This window comes from Pseudoalteromonas sp. S3431, from assembly GCF_000690035.1.
Classification (GTDB): domain Bacteria; phylum Pseudomonadota; class Gammaproteobacteria; order Enterobacterales; family Alteromonadaceae; genus Pseudoalteromonas; species Pseudoalteromonas fuliginea.
Genome location: NZ_JJNY01000025.1, coordinates 23,534 through 37,639 on the forward strand (window position 1 = coordinate 23,534; position 14,106 = coordinate 37,639).

The window sequence follows — 14,106 nt, forward strand, 5'->3', positions numbered from 1 at the left end:
AGCGTTAAAAAGGTATTAAAAAAGGCTTACCCATAGGTAAACCTTTTTTATTTTACAAATACTTATTTAGATGTCATAAAATCGATTGCAGCGCTTATCTCATCATCAGAACAATCCATACAAGTGCCTTTTGGCGGCATTGCATTAAAACCATTAATTGCATGCCCAAGTAAAGTGTCTTTACCTTTAGCTATGCGTGGAGCCCAATCGTCAGCTGACTTTGGCGCGCCTAGTGCACCAGTGCCATGACATGCAAAACATGCACCCTGATATACTTGCTCACCAGAACGTGGGCCTGTAGGTACTGCAGCAACAGCTGCTTTATCACCTTCAAGATACACAGCACCAACCGGCGCGAGACGTTTTTTAATTGCATCTTCAGTCATAGAGTTATCATATGGCTGTGCGTATGCGGTGGTTGCTAGCAATAATAATGCAGCAGCTGTTAATTTTTTCATTTTGCCTTGCTCACTTCGATTTGAACGTGATCAATCACGATATAGATGACGGAAATTAAACCGATTATAACTCTCTGAGCCAATTTATAAAATGCTAAGAGACGTTTTTATTAATAAAACTGACTACTTTTTGCGTTAACGCAATAAAATTTAATTATTTATTGTTTTTTGTTGAGCAATTTAATAAGCGTAATCAGTCATATAATTAACTTCTTAGATCTTAAGATCAAAATTAATTCATTGTTAATACGCTAGTAACTAGTTTTGCGATCCCCGCATCCGCATCAAGAATCGATTGTGCCAACATGTAAGCAGGAGTGGTAACTAGCTTATTTGCTTCATCGATCACTACATCATCCACTGCGCAGTTAATATGTTTGGCGCCTAATGTGCTTAGTGCTTGTGCTGTATCTACATCGTTACCAATAGTGAGTTGGGCATTATCGTAAATAAATGGGATCAAAGCGGGGGCGATACACATATAACCTGCAGGCTTATTCGCTTTTGCAAATGATTTACAAGCATTAAGGACGTCCTGATTGATATTTGCTTTTGCGCCTTTAATTGCAAAATCGCATAAGTTTTTTGCAGCACCGAAACCGCCAGGTACAATTAATGCGTCAAACTGAGTCACGTCTAGTTCAATCAGTGATTTAATGTCACCTCGTGCAATGCGAGCAGCTTCTGTTAATACATTGCGTTTATCAGGCATTACTTCACCTGTTAAATGGTTAATGGTATGAAGTTGCTCAATATCTGGTGCAAAACACTGATACGTTGCGCCATTTTTGGCTATATGTAATAAAGTTAAAATTGCTTCATTAATTTCACTACCATCGTACACACCAGACCCTGCTAATATTACTGCTACGTTTTTCATGCTTTTGTGCCCCTAAAGTCTTTTTTATAAGTCGATCGGATGAAGTTTAACATGCTCAAAATTTCTCGCGAAAATAAATTTTTAGTACAAAAATCATTCGCAGTACAAGTCGTTTTGCGGTTTATGCCATTTGCGATCACTTTGCCTTTAAAAAAATTATAAAGGATCGCTATGATCTTCGATCCATTGTGCTAGAATACTCGTCCGGTTATTGGGTTGGATGACTATAATCGAAGTGAGTAACAGCGGATGTAGTCGTTAAAAAACCTTTTTCCACATTGGTCTAAAAGAATAAAAAAAGAACCTCGTATTATCTTTTTTAAATAAAAACATGTAGTTAAAGTATTTTCTAGGCATTGTATTATGCTTTGGAAGAATTTTTTGTGGCTGTTATCTACATACTTATCCACAGCTTGCTCAAGTTGAAATGAGACAATGATTGATAATTCACAGTCGTTTTATTTCCTACCTTATGGCATGCTTACAATCACCTTAATTTTTTGCATTTAGGATCCAAATTCACCATGGCTCAGATCCCCGAAAACCCACTTATTTTAGTTGATGGCTCGTCATATTTATTTCGTGCTTATCATTCTCCGCCGCATTTAACTAATTCTAAAGGTGAGGCTACGGGCGCTATTTACGGCGTGATCAACATGCTTAAAAGCTTGATCAGACAATATGATCCCTCACACATGGTGGTTATATTTGATGCAAAAGGCAAAACGTTCCGTAACGACATGTATAGCGAGTATAAGGCAAATCGTCCGCCTATGCCGGATGACTTACGCACACAAATAGCACCAATACACAGTATTATCAAAGCGATGGGTTTTCCGCTAATTAGCATCGAAGGTGTTGAAGCCGATGATGTTATTGGCACATTTGCACGTATAGCGTCAGAGCAAAAACGACATGTACTCGTCTCCACTGGTGATAAAGATATGGCGCAACTTGTAAATGAACACGTTACGCTCATAAACACGATGACCGACAGTATTTCAGATCCCCTTACTGTGGTTGAAAAGTTTGGTGTAGGTCCTGAACTTATTATTGATTACTTAGCATTAATGGGCGATAAGGTCGATAACATCCCTGGTGTTGAAGGTTGTGGGCCTAAAACGGCGGTTAAGTGGTTAGAAAAATATGGCTCGCTTCAAGGTGTAATGGATCACGCAAGTGAGATTAAGGGTAAAATAGGTGAAAAGTTAGCAATTGCTCTTGATCATCTGCCTTTGAGCTACGAACTTGCGACAATCAAGTGTGATGTTGAAGTCGAATCTGATCTTGATACATTCAAACTTCAAGAACCTAACAAAGACGAATTAATTGCACTATATGGTGAGTGCGAATTCCGTCGTTGGTTAGCTGAGTTGCTAGATAACCCTAAAGATGCAGAAACACACTTAGCTGTACCTACCGAAGCCACTGAATTACCAAAAGTAGAAGATGCTCATTACGAAACTATTTTAACGCAAGCGCAATTTGATACGTTAATAGAGCAATTAAATAGTGCCGAGTTATTTGCATTTGATACAGAAACTACCAGCCTTGATTACATGAAAGCGCAATTAGTGGGTATGAGTTTTGCCGTAAAAGCGGGTGAAGCTGTGTATTTACCTCTAGCGCATGACTACCCAGGTGCGCCTGATCAACTAAGCCTTGAATTTGTAATGCAAAAGCTAGGTCCAATTTTGGCCGATGAAAACAAAGCTAAAGTAGGGCAAAACCTTAAATACGACAAAAGTGTATTAGCGAATGCAGGTTTTGCGCTAAATGGTATTAAGTTTGACACCATGCTTGAGTCATACGTATTTAATAGTGTGGGTACACGCCATGATATGGACTCGCTAGCACTTAAATATCTAGGCCATAAAAATATTAGCTTTGAAGATATTGCTGGCAAAGGTAAAAAGCAACTTACCTTCAACCAAATTGAACTTGAAAAAGCTGCGCCTTACGCTGCAGAAGATGCCGATATTACTTTGCGCCTACATGAAGTGCTTTGGCCAAAAATAGCGGCTGATGAAAAGCTAAAATCTGTATTCGAAGATATAGAAATGCCACTTGTTAGTGTGATTTCTGATATTGAACGCACAGGTGTAGCAATAGATAGCAATATGCTTGCAGCGCACAGCCAACGATTAGGCGAGCGTTTAATTGAACTTGAAAAAGAAGCATTTGAAATAGCAGGCGAACCATTTAATTTAAGCTCTCCTAAGCAACTACAAGTATTGTTGTTTGAAAAGCTTGGCCTGCCTATCATCAAAAAAACACCTAAAGGTGCACCTTCTACCGCAGAAGAAGTATTGCAAGAGCTTGCTCATGATTATCCACTACCTAAAGTAATTATAGAGCATCGTGGTTTATCAAAGCTTAAATCAACTTACACCGATAAATTACCATTAATGGTGAATGAGAAAACCCAGCGTGTACATACGTCTTATCATCAGGCAATTACTGCAACGGGGCGCTTGAGTTCAACAGATCCTAATTTACAAAATATTCCTATTCGTTCGGAAGAAGGGCGTCGAATTCGTGAAGCGTTTATAGCTGCAGATGGTTATAAAATTGTCGCTGCCGATTATAGTCAAATTGAGCTGCGCATTATGGCGCACCTTTCACAAGACAAAGGTTTATTAAATGCATTTGCTAACGGCTTAGATGTACACAGTGCAACTGCCGCTGAAGTATTTGGTGTAGAGCTTGATGATGTAACTACCGATATGCGCCGCAAGGCGAAAGCAGTAAACTTTGGCTTAATTTATGGTATGTCGGCATTTGGTTTAGCACGTCAACTAGATGTGCCACGCCATGAAGCGCAGCATTACATAGATAAATACTTTGAGCGTTTTCCTGGTGTATTAGAGTACATGGAAACAACACGCGAAAAAGCAGCTGAAAATGGCTATGTTGAAACAATATTTGGTCGCCGCCTACATTTACCAGAAATAAACGCACGTAATGGCGCGCGCAGGAAAGGAGCCGAACGTGCTGCTATAAACGCACCAATGCAAGGTACTGCCGCCGATATTATTAAAAAAGCAATGCTGAGTGTTAACCGTTGGGTACACGAACAGGCGCCAAATACGATTAAGCTACTAATGCAAGTACACGATGAATTAGTATTTGAAATTAAAACAGACTGCGCACCAGAATATACAAAACATATTTGTGAACTGATGTCGCAAGCTGCAGCGCTTGATGTGCCACTTATTGTTGAAGCCGACGAGGGTGACAACTGGGAACAAGCCCATTAATGCAATTTGAGCATTTTAATTAAAGCGCCTTTTGGCGCTTTTTTTATGTTTAAGTAAAAGGGCGAATAACAGCGATTCAATTAGCTATGTGCAAGCTTTAGTTAAAATAAGGTTAATTTAAGCAACTATTTGTATTAAATCGTTATATGTTCGTCAATTCGAGCTGTTTTACAGGAATATGATTGTATTTTAATGCGTGCTTTTGTTAAAGTCCCGCCTGTCCTATCCTGTAGGACATCCTGTTGATGATGCATCTGAAAGGGTGCAACAAATTGATAGCTTCTCCCCAGTTTGCTATACCGGCCTACCAACTTGTTTGGTGGGCCGTTTTTTGTTTTACACCTGAAAATCCTATCTAAAAAATTATTTATTGCGCTATACCTATTGTATTATTCATTCGTCATTTCGAGGTGGTTTGGGTACATCGCAGGTGATACCATCAAAGTAATATTATTATTTTCATTTTATTACTAAGGAGTGCGTTATGTTTAAAGCATTAGCTATTGCAGGTTTTTCTTTATCAAGTTTAGTTATTTCTAATGTTGCTCAGGCCGATTGGCAGCTAGTGAATGATAAAAGCCAACTAAGCTTTGTTTCAATTAAAAAAGATTCGATTGCTGAAGCTCACCATTTTACTAACCTTGAAGGTATGCTTTCTGATAAAGGTGAGTTTAGCGTTAATGTTGATTTAACATCAGCCGAAACTCTAATTCCTATTCGTAATGAGCGTTTAACAGCAATATTATTTGAAGCAGCTAAATTCCCCAATGCTGTTTTAACTGCAAATTTAACTAAAGAGCTGAGTAATCTTAAAAAATCTGGTCAATATGTATTGAAAGGTATTGAAGCGGAACTTGATTTTCATGGTAATAAAAAATCATTGGCTATTGATGTACTCGTTAATAGCACGCAAAGTGGCGATTTAACCGTATCATCATTAACACCTATTATTATTAATAGTAGTGATTTTGGTGTAACTGAAGGCGTTAAACAACTGCAAAAATTAGCGGGTTTACCTTCAATTGCAACAGCAGTACCTGTTACGTTTGCAATTACACTTAAAAAACAGTGATTTCTTTAAGTGAGCTTAGCAAGCAATTAAGCGAGCCAAGCAAACCTTTTAATAGTTGGCAGCCTAACCATTGTGGGGAGCAGCCAATTGTTATTAATCATGAGGGGAAATGGTTTTACGATGGCAGCGAAATAACACGCCCAGCCATGGTGAAGTTGTTTGCTTCTGTATTGTGTAAAGAAGGTGAGCAATTTTATTTAAAAACACCTGTCGAAAAAATAACAATAACGGTTGATGATGCGCCGTTTATTATTGTTGATTGGCGTTTTGAAAATACAGCGCAAGGACAGGTGTTGTGTTGTATTGATAATCTAGCTAGGCAGTGGCTGGTTAGCGCTCAGCAGCCCTTGCATATAAAAGACTACAAAGGTTCAAAGGTGCCTTATTTAAAGCTACCGTATGGTTGTAGTGCGCGAGTTTCACGCAGTGTATTTTATCAGTGGGCTGAAAAAGCCGAGTCTGATAAGCTCGGCTATTTTATTAAATCTGCCAAAGAGCAGTTTTATTTATCCTAACACCAGATCTTAAGCCTCTGGGTTAGTTTCGTCAGTGACTACTTCATCAGTAGGTGGTATAGCAATCACAGGTCCTAAAAACCATTCATCTAGCTTTTTAGCTACTTCTGGTAAACCCGTGCCTTTTAATGATGAAAATGCATGAACTGTAATATCCCCATCAAGCGTGCTTAATTCACGGCGAACTTGCAGTACTTGTGATTTACGAGGGCCTTGCTTTAGTTTGTCGGCTTTAGTTAATAGTGCTAATACTGGAATTTCACTACCAATTGCCCAGTTAATTAAATCACGGTCTAAGTCTTTTAATGGATGACGAATATCCATTAAAATAACAATACCTTTTAAGCTTTGACGCTTTTGTAGGTATTCGCCTAACGACTTTTGCCATTTCTTTTTCATTTCGATTGGTACTTTAGCAAAGCCATAGCCTGGCAAATCGATAAGGCGCATATCGTCAACATCCGCTAAATCGAATGTATTGATTAGCTGGGTACGCCCAGGTGTTTTACTTGTACGTGCTAGCTTTTGATCGGTTAATGCATTTAATGCACTCGACTTACCTGCATTGGAACGACCGGCAAACGCAACTTCAATTCCCGTATCAGCAGGTAATTTAGTAATGTCGGGAGCGCTTGTTACGAAAGACGCAGTATTATATTTGATACGAGATTTGAGCACAGGCTCTCCTAAAACTTAAAAAAATAACGTTGAGTAAACCAAATTCACTCAGGGCACGTATTTTATACTATAAAGGATGTATTAAAAAGCGTATTTAACCACCTAAAAACAGTACCTATGGTACATTTAAAACATGTTAAAGCTTAATCTAAGTCAAAACCCTGTAAATTATAAGCTTAATATGTGTAGAAAACGTGCCAGAGAATTTATTATCGTGTAGAATATATGTATTACAGCATCACGATTGTAGATGATACAGGGTCGGAAACAGAGAATTCACCATGAAAAAAATAGCACTATCTTTAACAATATTGCTTGGTGCGTTGTCAGCAAGCAACGCAACAGCATTTGATGGCGATGTAAACGCAGGTAAAGAAAAATCAGCAACGTGTGCGGCTTGTCACGGCCCAGACGGTAATGCGCCGGTTAATATTTACCCTAAAATTGCAGGTCAACATCCAGATTATATCCTTAAGCAACTTCAGGATTTAAAATTAGGTATGACGTCAGGCGGCAAAGAAGGGCGTATGGATCCAGTAATGAGCGCTATGGCTATGCCACTTAGCGAGCAAGACATGAAAGATCTAGCAGCTTATTTTTCTTCAATGAACATGACCGAAGGTGCTACACCTAAAGATGTCGTTGATGTTGGCGAAATGCTTTTTAAAGCAGGCGATGCAGAGCGTGGAATTCCATCATGTGCAGCATGTCATGGTCCACGTGGTAACGGTTCGTCACTTGCTAAGTTTCCAAAAATTTCTTTTCAGCATCCAGGATACATCAAGTCTCAACTTGAAAAATTCCGTGATGGTACTCGTCATAATGACCTAAATGGCATGATGGGCGATATTGCAAAAAAATTAACAGATAAAGACATTGAAGTACTTTCTCAGTACTTAGGTGGTTTACACTAAAGTCGTATTTATTTATTTTTAATTAATGAATAGACTACAATATGTATAAAAAAGCAGCTTAAGCTGCTTTTTTTGTGTCCGAAATTAGCGATATTACCGTTATGCTTTGTAAGACATTGACCATGCAGTGGTGTGAGAAAAGTCTTATTTTAAATGTTTTTTTTTCATTAACTCATTGTAATTTAAAATAAGTTAAATTTTTTAATGTATGTAGTGTAAGAAAAAAGATATAAATTAGTTGTAACAAAATTATTAACGAGTAGATTAACCCCTGTCGCAAAAAAACAATAAAAAAACGGAAATAGCTATAAGGAAAGTAGCGCGGCACGACTACATAGCACAAGATTGGTGCTACCAAAGGAAATAATAAAAAAGAGTCAGGAAGACCGATAATAATAAAAACTCATGGAAGTTTAATAATAAAAACAAAATGGAATGCTACAAGGAACGTAAAAATAATAACAATACGGACTGATAATAATAAAAATAATAAAGACTAAAAAAAGTCGAAGGGAGAAGTGTCCAGATAATGGCGCTCAGATTAGCAGGCGGTAGAGATGTTTTCTCTACCGCCTTTTTATTTGTCCTGTTACAATACCCACCGTTTAATAACTAGCAGTAAGCTAGTTTAGGCGCTATAACACAGAGAAGCCCAACCTCTGAAGCGCAAACTGAATTCTTCTGGCTATGCCAGCATTGCGATGCCCATTAATTTGCGCCTCGCTCAAAACCTCTTAAGTGAGACGATCAAGATATGAGTAGAACGAAAAAGTCACGCAAAAGCCCAGCAAATGGACCTGTACGTTTAAGCCAAGATAAGCTTAAAGAGATGCGTGCGTTAAAAGAGCAACGAGTTAAAAAAACCAAAGGCGCTAAGCCTGGTTCGCGTAATGCACCGGATGCATTAAATGGTGATAGCCAAAATTCACAATCAGGTTCTAGAGATAAGCGTATTGGTAGTAAAAAACCAGTGCCATTGGTTGCAACTGCTGTTGAACCAAAAGTAGAAATGAAACGTAACCTGAAGCCAACTATTGAGCTTAAAAAAGTTGTACAGCCAGAGTTTACACCAGAGCAAGAGCTTGAAGCGCTTGAGAACGATGTGCGTTTACTTAAATTAGTTGAGCGCCATGAAGGTGGTGAATTACTAACAGGCAAAGATGCTAAATATTTTAATAGCCGCATTGCTCGTCATCAAGTTTTATGTGAATTGTTAGGTCTTGAAGACGAAGATGAACCAGAGCTTGAAGATGACTTTAGTGATGAAGACAAGTCAAATTCTGACTTTGATCAGTATTTATCAAATGATCTAGCAAATGAATGGCTAGATGATGAAGAAGACAAGTAATTAATAAGGGTAATTAATGAGTACCGCGGTAATTTTAGCCTTACTTTTAGGCGCTGCTATTATAGCTGGCTTGGCATTTTATGCAGGTCAGTTATTGTATAAGTTAAATGCGCAAAAAAAGTTAATTGCGAAGGCGCAGACTGAGAAAAAGCAAAAGCTTGAAAAGTCTCGCTTAGAGCGAAATGCAAAACTAGCCGATAGTATTCATTTAATTGCGCGTGCAATGAATGAAGAGCAGTGTGAGTTTTCTGAAGGCTGTTTACGTATTTGGGTACTTATGTCTCAATATGGCTTTGAGAGCGAGCGTGATTTAACGGCGCTGTATCCTGGCATTCATCAAATGTACCAGGTAGTTAAAGAGATGCCGACGCACGATGCACGTAAAAAATACTCTAAAAAAGAGATTTTTAAGTTAGATAAGGCTCGCTGGCACGCAGAAGAAACACTTAAAGATGAAGTTAAAGCCGATTGCGCTAAAATTATCATTGAATTTAAAGCGGCCTCAGGCAGTGATAAAGTAGTTTTTAACTAGCTGCTCAGAGAAAGCAGACCTTGGTCTGCTTTTTTATGCACAACAATTTATGGTTAAATTACCCGTGAGAAACGCGTCGCATTTATTTGTTTTTGTAAGTGAGCATCGAAGCACATACAAATAATACGAATGAATAAGTTTCCGCGTGGTGTTACGCTAATTTTATTATCAATTATAGTGACTAGTTCATCTTTTATAAGTGGCGCAAGCGCTACTAATGCATCCTCAAAGTAGTCATTAAATATAAGCGCGTGCTTTTCGCTAAAGTCTTGTATATTTAATTCAAATTGGCAAATGAGCTGTTTAATTGCATCAGCACGAATTACATCATCATGTGTTAAGTGCATTCCTTTATTAAGAGCACTGCCGCTTTGTGTTTCGATGCTGTGGTAATAATGTTTTAATTCTTTTTGATTTTGTAAAATGGCAGTGCCAATTTGCGAAATTGATGACACGCCTAAGCCTAATAAATCACAATTTCCATGTGTTGTATAACCTTGAAAGTTACGATGTAACTTGCCTTCATTTTGCGCAACAGCTAGTTCATTATCAGTTTTTGCAAAATGGTCCATACCAATAAATTGATAGCCTGCTTGCGTCATCTGCTCCAGCGTATTTTTAAACATGGTGAGCTTATTATGTGCACTGGGTAAATCTGCATCTTTAATCTTACGCTGTGCGGCAAAGCGCTCTGGTAAATGCGCATAGTTAAACACTGATACTCTATCAGGGCTTAGCTCAATAAGTTGCTCTATAGTTTGCCTAAAGCTCTCTGGTGTTTGCAGAGGAAGCCCGTAAATCATATCTGCATTAATAGATTGAAACCCCAGCTCGCGAGCTTGTGTAATTAATTGCTTAACGATATTTGCATTTTGCGGGCGATTAACAGCAAGTTGTACGTCATCGTTAAAGTCTTGTATACCAAACGAGACGCGGTTAAAGCCAAGTATTCTTAAATCAACAAGCATATTATCGGCAAGTGAGCGTGGGTCTATTTCAATGCCGCGCTCTGTTGTGCTTGTAAAATTAAAGTGTTGCTCTAAAAGCTTAATTAAACGGGTCATTTGTTTTGCGGTTAAAAAGGTGGGAGTACCACCCCCCAAATGTAATTGCTCAACCGTGTAGCTTTTAAATAAAGGCGCTTGGGCAGTAATTTCTTTTGCTAAAAAGTCGAGATACGTATCTGCCTTAGATTGATGGCGGGTAATTATTTTATTACAACCACAGTAGTAGCACAGCTGACTACAAAACGGGATGTGAATATATAAAGAAAGAGAGCGACTTGTTGATGATTCTATAGCGCTTAGTAGGTCTTGTTGCTGGTACCCGTCACGCAGTGATAAAGCCGTGGGATAAGAGGTATAACGCGGACCAGACACATTATATTTGTTTATTAGGGTTTCATCCCATTGTGGAAGTTTAATCATCACGCGCACCTAAGTATTTATTTAGGGGGGATTATAAAAAAGTACGCAGTGAGGCGGTTTGATCTATAACAAAAAAGGCGCCGAAGCACCTTTTTTAATAAAATATCAATTAATGCGGTCTAATTAATACGTAACAGTATGGGCATCTTTGAGATATTGAAATAACTCTTTATAACCTTTACCCGGCTTTTCAGCTTTCGCTTCTTTTGCCGCATTACGAACCAATTGACGCATTTGCTGACGATCAAGAGACGGGAACTGCTCAATAGTCTCATTGATAAGGTCATCACCTTGTTCAATTAGGTCTGAACGTAGTTGCTCAATTTTTTTGACCAATACTTCAGCTTGGTTATTTTTATTAAGCATTACATCGATAATCGCTTTAATATCATCAATGTTTTCTACAGTACGCAGTGTTTTAGCGATGTAGTTTAAGTGGCGGCGGTACGCGTCGCTTTTGTTACTTATTTTATCAGCAACAACCATCGCTTCTTTTAAATCGTCATTTAATGGCAGGCGTTCGCGCTGTTTTTTACCCATTTTGGCAATTTCAGTACCTAACTGATGAAACTCTTGCGCTTCGCGTTTAAGCTCCGTTCTTGATATATATTCAATTTCTTCTTCAATTTCAGCAGGCTTGCCTTTTTTCTTTGCCATGGGGTGCTCTTAAATAAAAATAACTTTTACCATTATACATGAATATGATACTTAGGAATATTAGCTGATGTGATGCATTGAGTGTGTTAGCATTTAAATATAAGAAATGCGTGCATTATGCCTCTAAGGCTCAGGACTTAATTTATGAAAAGCCAACAAAACGATCCAATTTATTCTCAAATATCGCAAGTTAAAGATGCGGTATCAGAAGTACTCGAACATGCTAAAAAATTAGGTGCTACAGCTGCAGAAGCTGCTATGTCTAGCACGTCTGGTTTATCGGTTAGCACACGAATGGGTGAAGTAGAAACCATTGAGTTTAACCAAGATGGCGGCTTAGGCATTAGTGTATATGTTGGTAACAATAAAGGTTCGGCGTCGACGGCTGATTTAAATCCAAAAACATTGCGCACGGTAGTCGAAAAAGCGATTGATATAGCCAAATTTACATCGGATGATCCATTCAACGGCGTTGCTGATAAAGAGTTACTTGAATTTAATCCTAAAGATTTAGATTTATACCATCCTTGGGATGTCAGTCCTGAGGAAGGTATTGAGCTTTGTCATGCTGCTGAGCAAGCTGCATTAAATGCAGACGAGCGCATTGTTAACTCTGATGGTGCGAGTTTTTCATCGCATCAGGGATTACGTGTTTATGGTAACAGCCACGGTTTAATTGCAGGCTTTCCACGTACTCGTCACAGTATTAGTACTATGGTAATAGGCCAAGATGGCGAGCATATGCAGCGCGACTCTGCTTATACGGTTGCACGCGATCAGGCTGGTTTAAATGATGCGGCGGCAGTGGGTCTTGAAGCGGCAGCTGAAACTTTGGCTAAATTAAACAGCCAAAAGTTAGGCACAATGAAAGTGCCTGTTATTTTTAGAGCCGATATTGCAAATTCATTGTTTGGTCACTTGGTGTCGGCAATTGGTGGTGGCGCACTTTATCGTAAATCAAGTTTTTTACTTGATAGCTTAGGCACTCAGGTATTTAGTAATTGTGTGAATATTGCTGAGCGCCCACATATTTTAAAAGGGTTGGCATCGTCACCGTTTGATAGCGAAGGTGTTAAAACATTCGATAGAGAAATTATTCAAGGCGGCGAATTACAAACGTATTTACTAGCAAGTTATGCCGCGCGTAAAATGAACATGATGCCAACAGGACATGCTGGCGGTATACATAACTGGCTTGTTGAGCAAACTCATAACGATTTAACTGCACTATTAAAAACCATGGACACTGGCTTATTAGTTACAGAGCTAATGGGGCAGGGCGTAAATACCGTAACGGGTGACTACTCTCGTGGTGCTGCTGGTTTTTGGGTTGAAAATGGTGAAATTCAATATCCGGTAAGCGAAATTACCATTGCTGGTAATTTAAAAGACATGTTTAAAGGTATTTCCGCCATTGGTGGTGATATAGAACGCCGTGGTGGTATTCAAACAGGCTCAGTACTAATAGAGCAAATGCAAATAGCCGGCGCGTAGTATTAATACGCAGTGTATACTTAGACCCAGAGTATTATCTCTGGGTCTAAGTGAGTTTTTACGAGGTGTAAAATGGCTAAAGATAGATATGCACCAAAACCGCTAACCGATATTATGGCGGGGTTAAATAATCGTTTATCGGCTTATGCAGGCAAAAGCCAAGCACTTGATACACAGCAAACCTTATTAAAAGATTTTTTAGGCCCTAAATTGGGTGATAAATGCCGAGTTAGTAATTACCGAGACGGCACGCTAATGATAGAGGCTGTGTCTGCGCCTATCGCGCTTAGGCTTAATTATTTAAAAATGGATATGCTTTCACACTTTAGAGCTGCTGGAATGGCAGAGCTCGGGCAAATAAAAATAACTGCAAATCCTCAAGCAACTCAGCGATTAAGTACCGCGAATAAATCGGGCAGCCCTACAGTTACCAACTCACGGAAAATGAGTGAGCAAACCGCTAATTACTTAAATGCGATAGCGGCTTCTGCCCCCCCTTCATTAAAAGAAAAACTAGAGCGTTTAGCGCTCCACGGGAAGAATAAAAGTTAGCCTTAGCCACCCACTATATTGTTATTGGTAGGGCTATTTTTGCAGCTCACCGCATTCAAAATACTTTGTTACATATTCCATTTTATTGTTGGCCTAATGAGGTTTATGATATTGCGTGGTGTGCTTTATTATTTAAAGCTCCCTTGATACCCATTCCATTAAGTAAAAGCGTACAGGCAGTGCTATTTTTACTCCTGCTATATTCAAGAATTTAATGGAGTTGGTATGTGATACCAACCTGCATAAATCTTTGATCAATTTAACGAATTAAATTGCACTATAACGTCGTTAAAAATTTTTTATTTAGAACAACTAGATA

Annotated in this window: 13 protein-coding genes; 8 read left to right on the plus strand and 5 right to left on the minus strand. The window is 38.7% G+C overall.

Going from position 1 to position 14,106, the window contains the following annotated elements; genetic code table 11:
• Positions 1-62: 62 nt before the first annotated feature.
• Both DO88_RS12570 and elbB read right to left on the minus strand, forming a co-directional pair.
• Complete coding sequence (locus DO88_RS12570; RefSeq protein ID WP_007377277.1) at positions 63-458, minus strand: c-type cytochrome; 396 nt, start codon at positions 456-458, stop codon at positions 63-65.
• A 232-nt stretch (positions 459-690) separates the two neighbouring features.
• On the minus strand, positions 691-1,338 hold the full coding sequence (gene elbB, locus DO88_RS12565) for an isoprenoid biosynthesis glyoxalase ElbB (RefSeq protein ID WP_033028821.1): 648 nt from the start codon (positions 1,336-1,338) through the stop codon (positions 691-693).
• A 524-nt stretch (positions 1,339-1,862) separates the two neighbouring features.
• Between elbB and polA the strand changes: the two genes are divergently transcribed.
• From polA to DO88_RS12550, 3 genes are all read left to right on the plus strand, one after another.
• Positions 1,863-4,598, plus strand: coding sequence for a DNA polymerase I (gene polA, locus DO88_RS12560; protein ID WP_033038545.1), 2,736 nt, complete (start codon positions 1,863-1,865; stop codon positions 4,596-4,598).
• Between the two features lie 484 nt (positions 4,599-5,082).
• The gene (locus tag DO88_RS12555) at positions 5,083-5,670 is read left to right on the plus strand and encodes a YceI family protein (RefSeq protein WP_008137693.1); all 588 of its coding nucleotides are present in this window, start codon (positions 5,083-5,085) and stop codon (positions 5,668-5,670) included.
• Positions 5,667-6,185: a DUF1285 domain-containing protein gene (locus tag DO88_RS12550; RefSeq protein ID WP_033038547.1), complete on the plus strand. Its 519-nt coding sequence runs from the start codon at positions 5,667-5,669 to the stop codon at positions 6,183-6,185. Before DO88_RS12555 ends, DO88_RS12550 begins: the two co-directional genes overlap by 4 nt.
• Positions 6,186-6,194: 9 nt before the next feature.
• Here DO88_RS12550 and yihA read toward each other — a convergent pair whose 3' ends face one another.
• The gene (yihA, locus tag DO88_RS12545; protein WP_008137691.1) at positions 6,195-6,863 is read right to left on the minus strand and encodes a ribosome biogenesis GTP-binding protein YihA/YsxC; all 669 of its coding nucleotides are present in this window, start codon (positions 6,861-6,863) and stop codon (positions 6,195-6,197) included.
• A 281-nt stretch (positions 6,864-7,144) separates the two neighbouring features.
• On the opposite strand from yihA, the gene DO88_RS12540 reads away from it, so the two are divergent.
• The 3 genes from DO88_RS12540 to DO88_RS12530 all read left to right on the plus strand — a co-directional run bounded on the left by DO88_RS12540 (position 7,145) and on the right by DO88_RS12530 (position 9,657).
• Positions 7,145-7,777, plus strand: coding sequence for a c-type cytochrome (locus DO88_RS12540; RefSeq protein WP_007377271.1), 633 nt, complete (start codon positions 7,145-7,147; stop codon positions 7,775-7,777).
• A 754-nt stretch (positions 7,778-8,531) separates the two neighbouring features.
• Positions 8,532-9,125 (plus strand): Der GTPase-activating protein YihI, encoded by a 594-nt coding sequence (yihI, locus tag DO88_RS12535; protein ID WP_007377270.1) that lies wholly within the window; start codon positions 8,532-8,534, stop codon positions 9,123-9,125.
• Positions 9,126-9,141: 16 nt separating this feature from the next.
• Complete coding sequence (locus DO88_RS12530; RefSeq protein WP_007377269.1) at positions 9,142-9,657, plus strand: DUF2489 domain-containing protein; 516 nt, start codon at positions 9,142-9,144, stop codon at positions 9,655-9,657.
• Positions 9,658-9,710: 53 nt separating this feature from the next.
• Here DO88_RS12530 and hemN read toward each other — a convergent pair whose 3' ends face one another.
• Positions 9,711-11,084: an oxygen-independent coproporphyrinogen III oxidase gene (hemN, locus tag DO88_RS12525; protein ID WP_033038549.1), complete on the minus strand. Its 1,374-nt coding sequence runs from the start codon at positions 11,082-11,084 to the stop codon at positions 9,711-9,713.
• A gap of 123 nt (positions 11,085-11,207) precedes the next feature.
• A complete protein-coding gene (yjgA, locus tag DO88_RS12520; protein ID WP_033038551.1) occupies positions 11,208-11,741 on the minus strand; it encodes a ribosome biogenesis factor YjgA in 534 nt (177 codons plus the stop codon).
• A gap of 144 nt (positions 11,742-11,885) precedes the next feature.
• Between yjgA and pmbA the strand changes: the two genes are divergently transcribed.
• Together pmbA and DO88_RS12510 are read left to right on the plus strand one after the other, a co-directional pair.
• Entirely contained in the window at positions 11,886-13,235 is a 1,350-nt protein-coding gene (gene pmbA, locus DO88_RS12515) for a metalloprotease PmbA (RefSeq protein WP_033028826.1), read from the plus strand.
• A 72-nt stretch (positions 13,236-13,307) separates the two neighbouring features.
• Positions 13,308-13,787, plus strand: coding sequence for a DUF721 domain-containing protein (locus DO88_RS12510; RefSeq protein ID WP_002959934.1), 480 nt, complete (start codon positions 13,308-13,310; stop codon positions 13,785-13,787).
• Positions 13,788-14,106 lie beyond the last annotated feature (319 nt).